The organism is Parafrankia sp. BMG5.11, from assembly GCF_004337455.1.
Genome location: NZ_SJXI01000077.1, coordinates 70,691 through 88,178, shown reverse-complemented (window position 1 = coordinate 88,178; position 17,488 = coordinate 70,691). Strand labels below are relative to the sequence as shown.

Below are 17,488 nucleotides of genomic sequence, written 5' to 3'. Positions count from 1 at the left end.
AGCGAACGTAAGGTCGTGAATGGTCGCCGGACAAGCAAACCAGCCACAACTCACCGGCCCCAGACCCCGCCGGCACCGCTCCGAGGGGCCCGGACCAGGGCATTCAGCCCTCGACCGGCGTCCGGGAGACCCTACGTCACACCAGCCGCCGACGAATCGCCACCTTTGGACCCGGCTGCCGCCGGCAATGGACGGCCACCGCAATTCCACCAGCGTGGGGACACACCGAAGTGCCGGGCGCGGGAGTCAGCGGGGGGTGCCGAAGACCTGGGTCCAGTAGACGCCGTACTCGCCGCCGTCGAAGCGGGCCACGCCTGTCTGGCGGACCTCGGGGCGCAGGATGTTCGCGCGGTGCGGCGGGCTGTTCATCCAGCCGGCGACCACCTCGGCGGCGGTGCGCTGGCCGGCCGCGATGTTCTCGGCCACGACGGCGTAGGAGTAGCCGGCGGCCAGGACCCGGTCGGCCACCGTGATGCCGTCCGGGGTGTCGTGGGCGAAGAATCCCCGGGTCGCCATGTCGGCGCTGTGCCGGTGCGCCGCCGCGGCCAGCCGCGGCTCGGTGACCAGGGCGACCAGGCCGCCCCGGGCTCGTTCGACGTTCGTCAGCGCCACGACCTCGGCGAGGTCCCCACCGTCCGGCGCGCGGGAAACTCCCCCGGCCGGCCCGGCGTCGACGCCGCCATCAGCGCTGACATCGACGCCGAAGTCGCGGGCGAGCCCGGCCAGTCCGTCCGCGTAGCCCAGGCCGAGCGCGCGGATCTTCCAGTTCCTGTCCCGCCGGTAGAGCTCGGCGAGCTGTAGCGCCGTCTGCGTCCCGAGGCGGGGTGGGCGCAGCGTCGCGATCGTGCGGCCGGCGGCGCGCAGGGTGGCCAGCGGTGGTGGCAGCCGACCGAAGGGGGTGGCGCCGTCGGCGGGGCTCGCGACCAGGACGACCCGCTCACCGCCGGGGCGCAGGCCATCCAGGTCGAGCTCGACGGAAGGCACGCCCGCGGTGGCGCGCAGGGTGACACCGGGACCGGTCGGCTGGTTGTAGAAGATCATGTCCCGGTCGCCGGAGACTCGGCCGTCCGGCCCGAGGACCAGAGCGGTCACATCGAAGGGACCGGGGAGTGACAGCGCGACCACGGGGCCGGGCAGGGTCAGGTTCGCGCCGGACACCAGCTCCGTCATCCGGCCCTCCGCCTCTCTTTCTCACCAGTCACCGGGCTCCGCGCATCGACACAGGCGCATCGGTAGTACCGCGCATCGGTACGGCGCCGCCCCACCACACGTGGAACGAGCGACACGCGGAGAGGTTCCGCCGGGCCCACGGCCCGAAGGGACGTCTAGATCGCGCGGCCGCGCAGGACGATGAGGTCGGGGGCGCGCAGTACGCGGACGTCCGCGGTCGGGTCCTCGGGGTAGACCACGAGGTCGGCGGGCGCGGCCTCCTCCAGGCCGGGTCGGCCGAGCCAGCGGCGGGCGTCCCAGCAGGCGGCGCTCAGGGCCGTCCGCGGCGGGAGGCCGGCGGCGACGAGCTCGGCCACCTCGTCCGCCACCAGGCCGTGCGGGAGGGAGCCGCCGGCGTCCGTGCCGACGTAGATCGGAATGCCGGCCTCGTGCGCGGCGGCCACGGTGTCGTACCGGCGGGCGTGCAGGTCGCGCATGTGGCGGGCGTAGGTGGGGAACCTCGCCTCGGCGCCGGCGGCGATCCCTTCGAAGGTCGCGATGTTCACCAGGGTCGGGACGATCGCGACGCCGCGCTCGGCGAACAGCGTGATGGTGTCGGCGGTGAGCCCGGTGGCGTGTTCGACGCAGTCGATGCCGGCCCGGGCCAGGTCCGCGAGGGAGTTCTCTGCGAAACAGTGTGCCGTCACCCGGGCGCCGTGGGCGTGTGCGGCGTCGATCGCGGCGCGGGCCGCGTCCGGCGGCCAGCAGGGGGCGAGGTCGCCCACGGACCGGTCGATCCAGTCACCGACGAGTTTGACCCAGCCGTCGCCGCGGCCGGCCTGCTCGATGACCTCGGCGACGAGGTCCCCGGGGTCCACCTCGGCCGCGTAGCCGCGCAGGTAGCGCCTGGGCCGCGCGATGTGCCGGCCGGCGCGGATCAGTCGCGGCAGGTCCGGGCGGCCGTCGATCCAGCGGGTGTCGGACGGCGATCCCGCGTCGCGCAGCAGGAGGGCGCCGGTGTCCCGGTCGGTGCGGATCTGGTCTTCGGCGGTCGCGGCGTCGGTGGCCCCGGTCGCGACGAGGCCCACGTGGCAGTGCGCGTCGACGAGGCCGGGAATCGCCCACCCTGACACGGTGCGCACGTCGCGCGCGGCGGCCCCGGTCGGGGCGGAGAAGCTCACCCGCCCGTCGACCACCCAGGCCTCATCCCGGACGTCGTCGGGGCCCACCAGGACGTGGCCGGTGATCCGCAGCGTCGGCGTGGTCGTCACGCCCTCCATCTTCCCCGCCTGAAGCGGCCGTCCCCCGGGGATACCGCCGGATCGGCGGCCCCGGGGGCCCGGCGGCGTGACTCAGAGGTCGAGCTGTGCCTCGTTGGTGCGCAGGCGGTGCCGGGACAGCGCGAGGTTCGCTCGCGACTTGTCGAGCACCAGGTAGAGGAACAGCCCCCGCCCGGAGTGGCTCTGCAGCAGGCGGATCAGGTGGTACTGGCGGCCCAGGGTGATGAGGATGTCCTCGATGGAGTCCGCCAGACCCAGGCTGTCCATGGTGCGGATCTTCGCCCGGATCACCTCGGTGTTACCGGCCGCTGCCACCTCCAGGTCCAGGGTGTGGCTGCTTCCCAGCGTGCCGAGCGTCATCCCACTGGTGAAGTCGACCAGCGCGACCCCGGTCGCACCATCGATCTCCATCGCTTCCTTGAGAGCGATGTCGACGCTGTTCATATTGCCTCCCGCACGTATTTCCTGAGTATCCGGAACGCCGGGCTCCGAACGCTCCGACGAGTTCTCCTGCTGCTCAGTCGCAGCTACATTCGACCGCTCGAACCAGGTGTTCTCGGCCCGTCTACGCATCTCGCCCCACTGGCCCATGCGCCCCGCCCGGTCGCCGAGCGCGGTCAAGATCCCGCGCCCCCTCCCAGGCCGGGACGCCCACGAAGATCCGGGAACGTGTGCTGGTCAGATGCGTGGGGGACCCGCGGGCGGGGAGCGGGGGCAGCCTCAGGCCCACCGTGACACCAATGCACCACCGGCCGGCTCCCAGCCGGCAGGAAAGATCGAGAAACGGCTTGGCGAACATGGTCCACCACAGCACCGACCCCCCGTTCCCGGCACCGGGACCCGTCAACGGAATCGCCTGCACCGCAACAACTTCGGCGCCGGTCACCCGACACCGTCACCCCAATCTCCGAACCCGGCTCCGAATTGCTTCGAACAGCTGGTTGCGGACATTACGGAGTACTCAGAGGCCAACGCCGACCAGGAAATACACATTCACAAACGTGATGTACATCATATTCGCGAGGGTAATACTCTCCGTGATAGATATGGTCGCGCAGAGCGTGTGCCATCCAGGCCAGCGGACGCGTTTCATCCAGCCCGGAGACGTACGTCATCCGAACCGGGAGACGCGTGTCAGCCGGGCAGGAGATCCGTGCCCGGCGGGAGCGTTCCGGCCTCGGCCGTGCTCTTCAGGTAGGCCCGCAGGCTGCGCCGCAGCTCCTGGGCCGCCCGCGGCGGCTCGACGTCACGGCGGTGGGCCAGCCCGATCGTCCGGTGCAGACCGGGCGGGGCGAAGGCGGTGGTACGCAGCCGCTGGCGCCGGGCGACCATGCTCGGGATCACCGCGGCACCCAGCCCGGCCTCGACGAAGCCGACCACCGCGTCCATCTCCCCGCCCTCGATCGCGAAGGTCGGCTCGAAGCCGGCGATCCGGCAGGCACTCACGGTGAACTCCCGGAGGTCGTAGCCCCGGCGGAACATCACCAGCGGGCGGTGGCGCAGGTCGGACACCTGGAGGTGGCCGTCCCGCGCCGGCGGCGGGGAGTTCTCGGACGTGACGACGACCAAGTCCTCGCGCAGCAGTGGCGTGGTCGACAGCGCCGGATCCGAGCTGTGCAGCGGAAGGATGATGAGCGCCAGGTCGAGGTGGCCCTGCGCCAGGTCGCGGATGAGATCGCGTGAGCCGCCCTCCTCGACGAGCAGCCGGATGCCCGGGTAGTCGAGGTGGAAGGCGTGCAGCACCTCGGGCAGGAACCCGGTGCACAGGCTCGGCGTCGCGCCCAGCCGCACGGTGCCGTGCCGCAGATCGAGCAGCTCCTGCACCTGACGGCGGGCCGTCTCGGTGTCGGCGAGGATCCTTCGTGCCAGCGGGAGCAGTGTCTCCCCTGCCGGAGTGAGTGTGATGTTCCCCCGCATTCGGTTGAACAGGGGACTACCCAGCTCCTGTTCCAGGGCACGGATCTGTTGCGAGAGGGACGGCTGCGCTACGTGCTCACGCTCGGCCGCACGGGTGAAGTGCCTGGTCTCGGCCACGGCCACGAAATACGCAAGCTGATGGAGCTGCACACCTTAGGGTAGCCGACGATAGTTACTGGCTATCGAGATCAGGCCCATCATGTCTTGGACCACTCGGAGACTTGTCCTTAGGGTTTCCCAACGTGGCTGTAACGAACGACGCGCGGCCTACGTCCCCCGTAGGCATCTTCTGGCGGTCCACCATCGGCAAGAAGGCTGTGATGGCCGTCACCGGGGCGGTGATGCTCCTCTATCTCCTCGCCCACATGCTCGGGAACCTGAAGATCTTCTTCGGCCGCGAGAGCTTCGACGAGTACGCGCACTGGCTGCGCTCGATCGGAGTACCGGCGCTCCACGAAGCCTGGTTCCTCTGGGTCATGCGAGCCCTGCTGCTCGGGGCGGTGGTCCTGCATGCCGCGTCGGCGTACCAGCTGAGCCGGCGCGACCTCAGGGCCCGGCCGCAGAAGTACTCGCACCGGCAGCGGCTCGAGGCGAGCTACGCCGTGAACACGATGCGCTACGGCGGCATCATCATCGGCCTGTTCATCATCTACCACCTCCTCGATTTCACGGCTCTGACGCTCAACCGCAACGGGGTTGAGGGCGCCGCCTACGACAACGTGGTGTCCAGCTTCTCCGTGTGGTGGGTCACACTTTTCTACATCATCGCCATGCTAGCGCTCGGTCTCCACATCCATCACGGATTCTGGAGCGCTGCTCGTACCCTCGGCGTGCACAGTGCGGCCCGGGAAAAGAACCTGAAGGCCGTCGCGACCGTGCTGGCGGTCCTCCTCTCGGCGGGTTTCATGGTCGTTCCCATCGCCGTGCTGGCCGGATTGGTGGACTGAGATGCCCGAGACGACCTCCCTCGGCTCTGGCGGAGGCTCCTACTGGACGGTGGGCGACGACATCGTCGACACCGCCGCCCCGGACGGCCCGATCGAAACCCGCTGGGACCGGCGCAAGTTCGCCGCCAAGCTGGTCAACCCCGCCAACCGCCGCCGCCACACCGTGATCGTGGTCGGTACCGGCCTCGCCGGCGGCGCGGCCGGCGCGACCCTGGCCGAGCAGGGTTACAACGTCATCCAGTTCTGCTTCCAGGACTCGCCCCGGCGCGCGCACTCGATCGCCGCGCAGGGCGGCATCAACGCGGCGAAGAACTACCGCAACGACGGCGACTCCGTCTACCGGCTGTTCTACGACACGGTCAAGGGCGGCGACTTCCGCGCCCGCGAGTCCAACGTCTACCGGCTCGCCCAGATCTCGACGCAGATCATCGACCAGTGCGTCGCGCAGGGCGTGCCGTTCGCCCGCGAGTACTCCGGCCTGCTCGACACCCGCTCCTTCGGCGGCGTGCAGGTCCAGCGGACCTTCTACGCGCGGGGCCAGACAGGCCAGCAGCTGCTGATCGGCGCCTACCAGGCGCTGTCCCGCCAGATCGACGCCGGCGGGGTGGAGATCCACCCCCGCACCGAGATGCTCGACCTGATCGTCATCGACGGCCGGGCCCGGGGCATCGTCGCCCGCGACCTGGTCACCGGCAAGATCACTCCGTACCTGGCGGACGCGGTCGTGCTCGCCACCGGCGGCTACGGCAACGTCTTCTTCCTCTCCACGAACGCCAAGGGCTCCAACACCACGGCGACGTGGCGGGCCCACCGGCGCGGGGCGCTGTTCGCCAACCCCTGCTACACGCAGATCCACCCGACCTGCATCCCCCGTTCCGGGGAGTACCAGGGCAAGCTCACGCTGATGAGCGAGTCGCTGCGCAACGACGGCCGCATCTGGGTGCCCAAGCAGAAGGGCGACACCCGCTCGCCGGACCAGATCCCCGAGGCCGAGCGCGACTACTACCTGGAGCGGATCTACCCGGCCTTCGGCAACCTGGTCCCGCGTGACATCGCGTCGCGCGCGGCGAAGTACCAGTGCGACGACGGCCGCGGCGTCGGCCCGGGTGGGCTCGGTGTGTACCTCGACTTCGCCGACGCCATCAAGCGCATGGGCGAGGACAAGGTCCGCGAGAAGTACGGCAACCTGTTCGAGATGTACGAGCGGATCACCGGCGAGGACCCGTACAAGGTCCCGATGCGGATCTACCCGGCCGTCCACTACACGATGGGCGGGCTGTGGGTCGACTACGACCTGCAGAGCTCCATCCCCGGGATGTTCGTGATCGGTGAGGCCAACTTCTCCGACCACGGCGCGAACCGCCTCGGCGCCAGCGCCCTCATGCAGGGCCTGGCCGACGGCTACTTCGTCCTACCACCCATGATCGGCAACTACATCGCCAGCACCAAGCTGGGCTCGGTCAGCCTGGACGACCCGACGGTGACGTCCGTGGTCGGCGAGGTCACCGGCCGGCTCGGCCGGCTGCTGGAGATCAACGGCGACCGCACGCCCGACTCGTTCCACCGCGAGCTCGGCGAGCTCATCTGGGACGAGTGCGGCATGGGCCGCACCGAGGCGGGCCTGCGCAAGGCGCTCGCCCGCATCCCGGAGATGCGCGAGGAGTTCTGGCGGCGGGTGAAGGTGCCAGGCGACTCCGGCGAGCTGAACCAGTCGCTGGAGAAGGCGAACCGGATCGCGGACTTCCTCGAGTTCGGCGAGCTGCTGTGCATCGACGCCCTGCACCGCGCCGAGTCCTGCGGCGGCCACTTCCGCGAGGAGAGCCAGACCCCGGACGGCGAGGCGCTGCGCGACGACGAGCGCTTCGCCTACGCGGCGGCGTGGGAGTACACCGGCGGGGCCCCGGTGCTGCACCGGGAGCCGCTGCAGTTCGACTACGTCCACCTGGCCCAGCGCAACTACTCGTGATCCTCCTGGTCGGCCGCCGCCCGTCGCCCCGATGTGGGGCGGTACGGTGGCGGCCGGCGACGGGGCTGCCAGCGGCGGCCGGCACACGTCCCACCGGGTGAGCCCGGGCGGCCGTGGGCACGTCCCGTCCGGAGCAGCCAGCGGCCGCCGGCCGCTCCGGACGCGCCCCTCCCCCGCTCCCCGCTCCCCGCCATCAGTCTTCCCCGCGCCACAGGCGGCGCGATCATGGACGTCCGCGCGCCGCGCGACGAGCCCACAGCACTCGAAGGAGCCCCGACCGTGAACCTCACCCTTCGGATCTGGCGGCAGCGCGGCCCGGAGGACCGCGGTGCCATGGTCACCTACGACCTGCCCGACGTCAGCCCGGACATGTCCTTCCTCGAGATGCTCGACGTGCTCAACGAGCGGCTCATCCTCGAGGGCCAGGATCCGGTGGCCTTCGACCACGACTGCCGCGAGGGCATCTGCGGCGCGTGCGGAGTGGTCATCAACGGCCAGGCGCACGGCCCGCGTGACCGCACCACGACCTGCCAGCTCCACATGCGCTCGTTCAACGACGGCGACGTCATCGACGTCGAGCCGTGGCGGGCCGGTGCCTTCCCGGTCGTGCGGGACCTGGTCGTCGACCGCTCCAGCTTCGACCGCATCATCGGCGCCGGCGGCTACATCTCGGTGGTCACCGGCAGCGCGCCCGAGGCGCACTCGACGCCGGTGCCCAAGCCCGTCGCCGACGCCGCGTTCGACAACGCGACCTGTATCGGCTGCGGTGCCTGCGTGGCGGCGTGCCCGAACGGGTCGTCGATGCTGTTCACCTCGGCCAAGGTCACCCACCTCAACCTGCTGCCCCAGGGCGCCCCGGAGCGCGAGACCCGGGTCCGCAACATGGTCGAGGCCATGGACGCCGAGGGCTTCGGCGGCTGCACCAACACCGGTGAGTGCACCGTGGCCTGCCCGAAGGGCATCCCGCTGACGAGCATCGGGAACCTGAACCGCGAGTACCTGCGGGCCGTCACCCGGCGGTAGCCGCCGTCCCACCCACACCGCGCCGCCCGCCCGCCCGGCGCCCGCCCGCCCGCGCCACTCGACGCCGGCCGCCCCGCCCACCTGGCGGGGTGGCCCGCAGGTGCCCGGTTGGTGGCTGTTTCGGCGGCCGGAGGGCTGAACGGCCCACGGGCGGGAACATCTTCGGTCGTGGACCCTCGTCCCGCGCATGTCATCTCCTCCGCCCCCAGGGCGCGCTCCGCAGGGCCACGCCCCGACCACGTGGCCGTCGTCGGCGGCGGCATGGTCGGGCTCTGTGTGGCCTGGTTCCTCCAGGAACGCGGGGTCGGCGTCACCGTCCTCGAACGCGACCGGGTGACGCCCGGTCCGGTCTGGGGCGGGGCCGGCGCGTCCTGGGGCAGCGCGGGCTGGCTCACCCCGGGGCTGGCCACGCCCCTGCCGGAACCGGCCGTGCTGCGCTATGGCCTGCGGATGCTGCTCCGGCCGGACAGCCCCGTCTACCTGCCGCCGGCGGCCGACCCGGCGCTCGGCCGCTTCCTCGCCGGCTTCGTCGCGCACAGTACGCACGACCGGTGGCGGGCGGCGATGCGGGCGCTGTCCCCGCTGACCCGGCGCAGCCTGGACGCCTTCGACGACCTCGCGGACGGCGGGGTGGCCGCGCCGACCCGGGCCGCCGCCCCGTTCCTGGCCTGCTACCGCGACCAGCGCGGCGCCGACGCGCTGCTCGCCGAGCTCGACGACGTCCGGGCCTGCGGCCAGCCGGTGGACGCGGTCGCGCTTGATCCACTGACAGCGCGGGACCTCGCTCCCCTGCTCTCCGACCAGATCACCCACGTCGTCCAGGTGCACGGGCAGCGCTACTGCGACCCGGGCCGGTTCGTCGCCGCGCTGGCGGACGCGGTGCGCGAGCGCGGCGGGATCATCCGGGAGGGAGTCGGCGTCGACAAGGTCATCGACCTGGGCTCCCGGGTGGTGCTCGCGCTGGCCGACCACACCGAGCCACCTGTGCACTTCGATGCGGTGGTGCTGGCGACCGGCGCCTGGCTGCCCCGGCTGGCGGCCCGTTACGGGGTGCGGTCGACGGTGCAGGCCGGCCGCGGCTACTCGTTCACCGCCGCGGTGGAGAAGCCGCCCACCGGGCCGATCTACTTCCCGGCCTCCCGGGTGGCCTGCACCCCGATCGGGGACGGCCTGCGGATCGCCGGGATGATGGAGTTCCGCCGTCCCGACGCCGCGCCGGACCCGCGCCGCGTCGACGCGATCGCCGCGGCCGCGGGCGAGCTGCTGCGCGGGGTCGACCTGCGCTCGCGGACACTGGAGTGGGTGGGCCCGCGCCCGTGCACGCCGGACGGGCTGCCGCTCGTCGGGCCGACATCCTCACCGCGGGTGCACGTGGCTGGCGGCCACGGGATGTGGGGCATCACCCTGGGCCCGATCACCGGGCGGCTGGTGGCTGAGGCACTGGTCGACGGGCGGACACCACCCGAGCTGGCCCCGTTCGACCCGCTGCGCAGGTCGGCCCGCTGGCCCCGCTCCGCCGCTTCGGGCCTGCGACACCGGTAGCGGCCAGCGGCGGGCTCGGTTCGCGGCGGAACGGCGACGGGCCGCCCGCGCGAGATTCGCGCGAGCGGCCCGAGCCGTTCACAGGTGGTGCCGGATCACCTCTTCCCCACGGTGCCGGACCGCACTTCCTCAGCCTGGACGGGTCAGCCCTGCATCCGGCCGGTGAGGCGGCGACGGCGAGCGGCTACCCGCAGCAGCACACCGCCGCCGAGCAGCGCGACGGCAATGGAGGCCATGGCACCGGTCGCGACACCGGTGAAGGGCAGCGCCCCACCGGCCGCGCCTGCGCCGCCGGCGCCGCCGACACCGCCGACACCGCCGACACCGCCGACACCGACCACGCCACCGGCGATGATGCAGTCACCGTTGCGGTCCCTGCCGTCCTTGTCGTCCCGGTCGTCCCGGTCGTCCTTGTCGTCCCGGACGGCCTTGTCGTCCCAGCCATCCTTGTCGTCCCGGTCGTCCTTGTCGTCCCGGACGTCGGCCAGTGGCGCGGCCACCGGGGCGGCCAGACCGTCGCGGTGCTCACCGAACCTGTCGTCCCTGACACCGTCGACCTTGCCGCGGTCCTTGTCGAAGCCGTCGCCGAAGCAGGAGCGGTCACGGTCCTTGTCGAAGCCGCCGACGCCCCAGCGGACCCAGTCGCCGACCCAGCTCCCGACCAGGGCCGGGTCGAAGGGCAGACCGGTGATGCCGCGCTCACCGATTCCGATGACCAGCACCGAGGCGGTGACGATGCGCTCGCCCTCCACGCCCACCGGCCAGTCCTCGTAGCCCTTGTCCTTGTCCAGCACGCTGAGACCGGTCGGCACAGGCGGCTCGGTCACGGCCGCCGCGGCATCCGGGACCACCGGCTCGGTCACGGCTGCCGGCACGCCGGGTACACCCGGCACAGCCGGGTCGGTCGCGGCGACACCCGGCGCCACCGGCTCGGTCGCGGCCGGCGGTGCATCCGGGAGGACCGGCCCGCCGAAGTCGTCCAGCAGTCCCGGCTCACCAGGCACGTCCGGCGGCCCCGGATCACCGGGCGGCGGGTCCACCGGCGCCGGCGATACCGGCCCAGCGGGCACGTCCGGCGGCCCCGGATCACCGGGCGGCGGGTCCACCGGCGCCGGCAGTACCGGCCCAACAGGCGGATATGGCCCGCCGGGGCCAGTAATGGCGGTACCGACTGCGGTGATCGTCTGGACACCCGCGGTGGAGAAGGTGAGGTTCATGCCGAACAAGCCGTCGCCGTCGACGGAGGCATTGTCCCGGTAGATTCCGTTGACCTCGACTCTCACCGATGTCGACGGCGCGAAGCCGCATCCACTGAAGTAGATTGGCTCGCCCACCATGACGACCGAGCTGCTGACGCCACCTTCCCCGGTCGGTCCGAAGCAGCCGCTAGGCCCTTCGTCGTCGATCGCCGCCGCTGGTGAAGCCGGCAGCGCGGCGAGCGCCAGCCCGCCGCCCGCCAGCAGCGCGACGCCGAGAGTTCGGAACTTCATTCAGACACTCTCCCTGAGCATGATCCGTTCAAGCCGTTGGATGATTGACTACGGGGAGACTACAGAGAGTCACTCTCAGCGTCTAGAACGCTCCGCACTCACTTTCCAACTCTCTGTGACCAGGGTGAGGTGACGGGCAGCCCCTCTACCACCAGCCGCTCGGGAAACGGCAGAGGCTGGCCACGAACGGCGAGTGTCGGGCCGGCCACCGGTTCGAGGACACGCACCTGCAGCGTCCGCGTCTGGCCCCGGTCGACCGTCAGATACGTCGACAGGACCGGGTGGCCGCGCTCCTCGCCCGATGTCAGCGAGACGGGCCTGCCGTCAAGGCGCGCGTCGACGAACCAGCTCCCGCGCCCGGTGTAGAGGGAGAACCACAGGTTGTTCTGAGCTTCTTCGTTCCGCCGCCCGGGGCCGTCGAGGTCCGCGCGGTTGCGGACGTAGTCACTCAGACCCACCGGCGCGGCGTTCGTCAGCCGCACGGTGATCGTCACATATCCGGTCCCGTCGGGCTGGCGCTCCATTCGGTAGGTGGTGCTACGTCGCAGCCAGTAGTCGAGCTTGCTCGCTGTAGCGTTCTGCGTGACGACTCCGAGGAACGGGCCGGGCGCCTCCGGCAACGCACCACCGAGCACGGTCGAGGAAAGCACCTCCTGTTCATCGGCGTGGTTACTTGACACCAGCAGCCGACCTTCTCTCGCGGCGCGGGCCATGACCCGGAGAAGGTTCTCCGTACCGCCCGCGGCACCCGCGTCCGACACGACCGCCTCGTAGACCGCCTCGCCGACCGCGGCGAAGAAGGCGTCCCGCGCCGCGACGTCGTCGATCTCCTGGTAGACCCGGGACTCGACCAGCTCGACGAGTTCTCCAGCCGTGATCACCCGCCCGTCGGGCAGGACGGCCGGGCGGGTGGCCGCCAGCAGGTAGGACAGCGTGGTGGGGTCAAGGCTGATCGTCCCGTCGACCGCCGTCCCGGTGCCGGCGCGGTACAGCTGGGAGTAGAGCCGCCCCGCGCTCGGGTAGTCCGGGGTGAGGTTGACGTTCGCCCACACCCTGGCCGGCCAGAAGGCCCCGTAGCGCGCTGCGAACTCGGGCGACAGCGCGGTTACCGGCCGAGCCTGGGTCGACCCGCCGGGCAGCGCACCGTTGCCGGAGATGTCGTCGAGCTCCAGTCTGCCGCCGGTGGCCGTCAGCACGCCGAACCCGCCGATGATGCCGCCGTTCGTCCGCGACTCGGCCGGGTTCTGCACCACGAGCAGGTAGCGGCGGGGACCGTCCGCTCCGAGCATCCCCGGGCCCAGCCGGGTGGCGAGGACCAACGTGTCGAGCGCGCCGTGCAGCCGGGAGCCGGTGGCGACCGCCTCCTCCCTGGCCTCGTCGAGGCCGACCGCTCCGCCGAGCCACCCGCAGCCGGAAACCCGCCGGGCCGCCGCCTCGAACGATTCGACGGCCGCCCGGGCCCGCGCGGCAGGCGCTCGCGCCACGGCAAGCGCCCTGACGTTCACCGCCATCCCCGACCGCAGGCTGGACGGGGCCAGCCGGTCCCCCAGCTCGGCGACCGGCGGCAGCGCGCCGGCGGCCACATCGTGGAGCGCGGCGGCGAGGGCCGCGCTGGAGCGCAGCGGGCAGCCCGCCAGCGGCACACGCCCGGCCAGCGACCACAGCGGGTCGGCGGTGAGCGCGCGGGCCGACTCGGTCTGCGCGGTGATCTCGTCGACGGCCCGGCGCAGCTCAGCCCCCTCGGGAACCGCCCCGTTCGTGACGGCGGCCTGCAGCCGGGAGATCTGTGCCCGGGCGGCCTCCAGGTGCGACCGCGCGAGCAGGCCGCGCACGACGATCCAGGTGCCGGCCATCAGCAGGACGACCAGCAACAGCGCGCCGCCCGCCACGATCCTCCGGTCCGGTCGCCACTCCCGCCGCGGCGACGGGCTGGTGCCACCGTCGCCCGGCCGCACCTTTCCCCCGGCCGGCTGTTCCCCCTGGCCGGCCGGCCGTTCCGCTTCCCCCGTCGACCGCCGCGTCACCGGCCTGTCGAACCGTCGGAACCGCGGTCGGGCGTGCTCGCGCCATAGGCGAGCGGCGCGGTGTGGTCCCCCGGCTCGCGCTGCGCGGCGATCTCGACGGTCGGCGGGTTCGCACCGGCCTCGGTGGCCTGATCAGGCGCCCGCTGCGCGGAGCCCGAAGACCCCGGCGAGTTGGAATCGGGCGCTGTGGCGCCCTGCTGCTGGCGCGCGCCCTGCCGTCCAGCGGCCGATCGCTTCGTCGCCGGGGCGGCGGGCGTTGACGCCGCGGCGGCCGGCGGCTGTGCGGGACCGGCTGCCTGCTCCCCTTGGCCCGCTGGCGCTGACGCCGCCGCCGATCCCGCGGCGGATGCCGATACCGGGGCGGATGCTCCCGACCCGGATCCGAGCCGGGACCCGGCCCGCGATCCCCCCCGACCGGCATCGGTCACGGCCCAGGTCGCGGCCTTGCGGGCGCCCTGGGCGGGCTTCACCGGCGCCGCCGACGCGGAGGCGCCCTGGGCCGCGGACCCGGTGGGCGAGGCGTTCCCCGGGCGGGACGCCGAACGCTGCCCGGACGGCTGGCCGGAAGACGACGTCGCGGGGGAAGCGGCGGAGGCCGGCCTGGCGGTCGCCGCGGATCGGCCGCCGGCCGGGCGCAGGCCGCGGTCGGGGGCGGCTGGAGTGCGAGCCCAGTTCAGCCCGGGTGCGCGCGCGTGCCGGGCGCGCGGCGCGTAGCTCTCGTACCGCCCGTAGTAATGGGCGTTCAGTCCCTTGGTCGGCACCATGTTGAGAACCGTTCCGATCATCCGCGCGTCGACCGCCCGCAGGGTCTCCGCGGCCCGGTGCAGCTGCTCGCGCCGCGTCCGTCCCACCCGGGCGACCAGCAGGGTGCCGTCCACCCGGGTCGCCAGCACGGCGGCGTCGGTCACGGGCAGCAGCGGCGGCGCGTCGATCAGGACGATGTCGAAGCGGGAGTGGAGCACCTCGATCAGGTCGGACATGTTGCGGGAGCCGAGCAGCTCACTCGGGTTGGGCGGGATCGGTCCGCTCGGCAGCACCTCGACCCGGCCGTCGCCGACCCGGCCCTCGCCCCAGGGCTGGAGCACGTCGTCGAGGTCGGCCGCGCCGATCAGCACCGAGGTCAGGCCGGCCGCGGACTCGATGCCCAGGTACTCGCCGAAGGAAGGCCGCCGCAGATCACCCTCGACCAGGCAAACCCGGGCGCCACCCTGTGCCAGGGCGATCGCGAGGTTGCAGGCCGTGGTGGTCTTACCCTCCCCCGGCACCGAGCTGCTGACGAGGATCGACCGGGGGGCGGTGTCGACGTCCACGAACTGCAGGTTGGTGCGGAGCTGGCGGAAGGACTCGGCGCGCGGCGAGTGCGGGCCCGCGTGGATTATCAGCGGCCGCCGCCCGGAGCTCGAGTCATAGTTGATCATCGCCAGGTTCGGCAGCCCGGTGACGCTGTCGGCGTCCGCCTCCCCGGTGACGCTGGTGTCGAGGCGGTGCCGGAGGAACGCGGCGCCGATGCTGATCAGCAGGCCCAGCAGCAGCCCGAGCGCGATGTTGCGCACGGGCTGCGGGGAGACCGGGGTGGTGGGAAGCTTGGCGTGCTCCCACACCCTGACCCGCACCGACGGCGGCTCGTCCGCGACCGGCTGCTCGATCCGGGCGACGGCCTCGGAGAACGCCTCTCCGACCGCGTCCGCGATCGACCGCGCGCGGCCCGGATCGGCGTCGCGCACGACGGCGCGCAGCAGGACGGTGTCCGGGATGGCCTGCGCCTGGATACGCCCGCGCAGACCGGACGGGCTGTCGTCCAGCTTCAGCTGCTCGATGACCGCCGCGGCCACCCGCTCGCTGGCGACGAGGTTGGCGTAGGACTTGACCCGCTGCTGGGACAGCAGGCCGCCCTGGTAGGCGGTCGCCACGCCCTCGCTGTTGTCCGAGGACGACACGATCATGGTCACCGTCGCCGCGTAGATCCTGGCCGCCCGCCAGGTCGCCGTCGCCGCAAGCAGACCTCCCAACAGGGCGCAGGTCAGCACGAGCAACCAGCTTCGACGCAGGACGCGCACGTAGTCGCGCAGTTCCACTCGCCGACCACCCTCCCGGGACCTCTCCCGAACACTCACCGTGACACTCAACAGACACAACGTACCGCACCGGTAGTCGTCCATTTACGCACAGTGGCAATTACTCTATGGCCTCATGTGGAGACGTAGAGTAGACGGATCGCGTCACGGTCTGTGGATGACAGCGGTCGCACGGCGCGTGTCGCGCCTCAATCTCCGTCAGCGGGTCGGGCTCCAGATCGTCCTGGACGTCTGTGCGCTCGCGCTCGGGTTCACCGCCGCCCAGGTCGGCCGGCTCGACCTCGACCCGGCCGCGCTGGCCGACCCAAGCTTCTGGGTCATCGTCTTCCTGGCCACCTGCCTGCTCCACTTCCTGGGCACGGCGCTGCACCTCTACCTGGGCCGGTACCGGTTCGGCGGGTTCGAGGAGGTGCTGGGCATCCTGGTCACGGTGGCCCTCACCGTCCTCGGGGTGCTCGTCGTGGTGATGGCGTTCGGCGCGCCCCGGCCGGTTCCGCTCAGCGTGCCGCCGCTCGGCGGGGCGGTGACCCTGGTACTGATGTTCGGCGTCCGTTACCTGTGGAGGCTGACGGAGGAGCGGCTGCGCCGGCCGGCCCCGGACGCGGCCGAGCCCCTGATCGTCTTCGGCGCGGGCGACGGCGGGCAGATGGTGCTCACCGCGATGCTGCGCACGCCGAGCAGCCCCTACTACCCGGTCGCGCTGCTCGACGACGACCAGCGGACCTGGAACCTGCAGCTTTCCGGGGTGCGGGTCCGCGGCGGCCGGGACGCGATCGCCGGCGTCGCGGCATCCACCGGCGCACGCACCCTGCTCGTCGCGATCCCCAGCGCGGACGCGGCCCTACTGCGGGAGATCAGCGCGCTGGCCGAACCGGCCGGGCTCGCCGTCAAGGTGCTCCCCCGCGTCGTCGACCTGGTGGACGGCACCGTCGACGTCGCGGACATCCGCGATCTCGACCTCGCCGACCTGCTCGGCCGGCGGCAGATCCAGACCGACATGACAGCCGCCGAGCGGTACCTCACCGGGCGCCGCGTCCTGGTGACCGGCGCCGGCGGGTCGATCGGATCGGAGCTGTGCCGGCAGATCCACGCCTTCGGGCCGGCCGAGCTGATCATGCTGGACCGGGACGAGTCGGCATTGCGCGCCGTCCAGCTCTCGCTGCACGGCCGGGCGATGCTCGAGGACGACGCGATCGTCCTCGGTGACATCCGCGACACCGAGCTGATGGCCTCGCTGTTCGCCGCCCGCCGGCCCGAGGTCGTCTTCCACGCCGCGGCGCTCAAGCACCTCCCGCTGCTGGAGCGCTTCCCGGGTGAGTCGGTGAAGACGAACCTGTGGGGGACGCTGACCGTCCTGGAGGCCGCGGTCGCCTGCGGGGTGCGGCGCCTGGTGAACATCTCGACGGACAAGGCCGCCAACCCGAGCAGCGTGCTCGGCCACTCCAAGCGGATCACCGAGCGCCTCACCGCCCACGTCGCCGGGCAGGCGCCGGGGGTGCTGGTCAGCGTCCGCTTCGGCAACGTGCTCGGCAGCAACGGCTCGGTGCTGACCGTCTTCGCCGGCCAGCTCGCCGCGGGAGGGCCGCTGACGGTCACCCACCCGGAGGTGACCCGCTACTTCATGACCGTCCAGGAGGCCGTGCAGCTCGTCCTGCAGGCCGGGGCGCTGGGCTCGGCCGGCGAGGCGCTGGTCCTCGACATGGGGGAACCGGTGGGCATCGCGGACGTCGCCCGTCGCATCGCGGCCCGCGCGCCCGCGCCGGTGGACATCGTCTACACCGGGCTCGGCGCGGGCGAGAAGCTGCACGAGGAGCTGCTGGGCGCCGGCGAGTGGGACTCCCGGCCGCGACACCCGCTGATCTCGCAGGTACCGGTGCCGCCGCTGGACCCGGCCGCCGTCCGGGACGTCGACCCGTACGCGGCGCCGGATCTGATCCGGGCCACGCTGGCCCGGCTGGCCGCCGAACAGCCCACGCCGAAAGTGCCGCGCCAGGCCGGTCCACGCCAGGACGGGCCGCGCCAGGACGGGCCGCGCCAGGACGGGCCGCCCGAGGCTCGGGTCGGGTGAGGCTCGG

General features: G+C 72.4%; 12 protein-coding genes. 5 read left to right on the top strand and 7 right to left on the bottom strand.

Annotated features, from left to right (window positions below; genetic code table 11):
- Window positions 1-246 precede the first annotated feature (246 nt).
- The 4 genes from E0504_RS38805 to E0504_RS38790 form a co-directional block, all read right to left on the bottom strand.
- Window positions 247-1,170, bottom strand: a complete 924-nt coding sequence (locus E0504_RS38805) for a CAP domain-containing protein (RefSeq protein ID WP_112104694.1) — start codon at window positions 1,168-1,170, stop codon at window positions 247-249.
- Between the two features lie 155 nt (window positions 1,171-1,325).
- Complete coding sequence (locus E0504_RS38800; protein WP_373693984.1) at window positions 1,326-2,429, bottom strand: amidohydrolase family protein; 1,104 nt, start codon at window positions 2,427-2,429, stop codon at window positions 1,326-1,328.
- A 72-nt stretch (window positions 2,430-2,501) separates the two neighbouring features.
- Window positions 2,502-2,873 carry a hypothetical protein gene (locus E0504_RS38795; RefSeq protein ID WP_112104693.1) on the bottom strand — a complete coding sequence of 124 codons (372 nt, stop codon included), beginning with the start codon at window positions 2,871-2,873 and terminating at the stop codon, window positions 2,502-2,504.
- A gap of 690 nt (window positions 2,874-3,563) precedes the next feature.
- A complete protein-coding gene (locus E0504_RS38790) occupies window positions 3,564-4,496 on the bottom strand; it encodes a LysR family transcriptional regulator (RefSeq protein WP_112104692.1) in 933 nt (310 codons plus the stop codon).
- A 134-nt stretch (window positions 4,497-4,630) separates the two neighbouring features.
- On the opposite strand from E0504_RS38790, the gene E0504_RS38785 reads away from it, so the two are divergent.
- The 4 genes from E0504_RS38785 (at window position 4,631) to E0504_RS38770 (ending at window position 9,824) form a co-directional block, all read left to right on the top strand.
- Entirely contained in the window at window positions 4,631-5,293 is a 663-nt protein-coding gene (locus E0504_RS38785) for a succinate dehydrogenase cytochrome b subunit (protein WP_304598611.1), read from the top strand.
- Window position 5,294: 1 nt separating this feature from the next.
- Window positions 5,295-7,259, top strand: a complete 1,965-nt coding sequence (locus E0504_RS38780; RefSeq protein ID WP_112104690.1) for a fumarate reductase/succinate dehydrogenase flavoprotein subunit — start codon at window positions 5,295-5,297, stop codon at window positions 7,257-7,259.
- A 279-nt stretch (window positions 7,260-7,538) separates the two neighbouring features.
- Window positions 7,539-8,282, top strand: a complete 744-nt coding sequence (locus tag E0504_RS38775) for a succinate dehydrogenase/fumarate reductase iron-sulfur subunit (RefSeq protein WP_112104696.1) — start codon at window positions 7,539-7,541, stop codon at window positions 8,280-8,282.
- Between the two features lie 240 nt (window positions 8,283-8,522).
- The gene (locus tag E0504_RS38770; RefSeq protein WP_131626892.1) at window positions 8,523-9,824 is read left to right on the top strand and encodes an FAD-binding oxidoreductase; all 1,302 of its coding nucleotides are present in this window, start codon (window positions 8,523-8,525) and stop codon (window positions 9,822-9,824) included.
- Between the two features lie 143 nt (window positions 9,825-9,967).
- Here the strand turns inward: E0504_RS38770 and E0504_RS50800 are convergent, their stop codons facing one another.
- From E0504_RS50800 to E0504_RS38755, 3 genes are all read right to left on the bottom strand, one after another.
- Window positions 9,968-11,314, bottom strand: coding sequence for a hypothetical protein (locus E0504_RS50800; protein ID WP_165938746.1), 1,347 nt, complete (start codon window positions 11,312-11,314; stop codon window positions 9,968-9,970).
- 98 nt (window positions 11,315-11,412) lie between these two features.
- Entirely contained in the window at window positions 11,413-13,203 is a 1,791-nt protein-coding gene (locus E0504_RS38760; protein WP_131626855.1) for a DUF4012 domain-containing protein, read from the bottom strand.
- Window positions 13,204-13,334: 131 nt separating this feature from the next.
- The gene (locus E0504_RS38755) at window positions 13,335-15,413 is read right to left on the bottom strand and encodes a polysaccharide biosynthesis tyrosine autokinase (protein WP_243657815.1); all 2,079 of its coding nucleotides are present in this window, start codon (window positions 15,411-15,413) and stop codon (window positions 13,335-13,337) included.
- 157 nt (window positions 15,414-15,570) lie between these two features.
- Here E0504_RS38755 and E0504_RS38750 point away from each other — a divergent pair, with 157 nt between their 5' ends.
- A complete protein-coding gene (locus E0504_RS38750; RefSeq protein ID WP_243657814.1) occupies window positions 15,571-17,481 on the top strand; it encodes a nucleoside-diphosphate sugar epimerase/dehydratase in 1,911 nt (636 codons plus the stop codon).
- Window positions 17,482-17,488 lie beyond the last annotated feature (7 nt).

Excerpts from the sequence above, each read along its gene's own strand:
- E0504_RS38780 (WP_112104690.1), top strand. The coding sequence starts at position 5,295 with ATGCCCGAGACGACCTCCCTCGGCTCTGGCGGAGGCTCCTACTGGACG.
- E0504_RS38800 (WP_373693984.1), bottom strand. The coding sequence starts at position 2,429 with ATGGAGGGCGTGACGACCACGCCGACGCTGCGGATCACCGGCCACGTC.
- E0504_RS38750 (WP_243657814.1), top strand. The coding sequence starts at position 15,571 with ATGACAGCGGTCGCACGGCGCGTGTCGCGCCTCAATCTCCGTCAGCGG.
- E0504_RS38795 (WP_112104693.1), bottom strand. The coding sequence starts at position 2,873 with ATGAACAGCGTCGACATCGCTCTCAAGGAAGCGATGGAGATCGATGGT.
- E0504_RS38805 (WP_112104694.1), bottom strand. The coding sequence starts at position 1,170 with ATGACGGAGCTGGTGTCCGGCGCGAACCTGACCCTGCCCGGCCCCGTG.
- E0504_RS50800 (WP_165938746.1), bottom strand. The coding sequence starts at position 11,314 with ATGAAGTTCCGAACTCTCGGCGTCGCGCTGCTGGCGGGCGGCGGGCTG.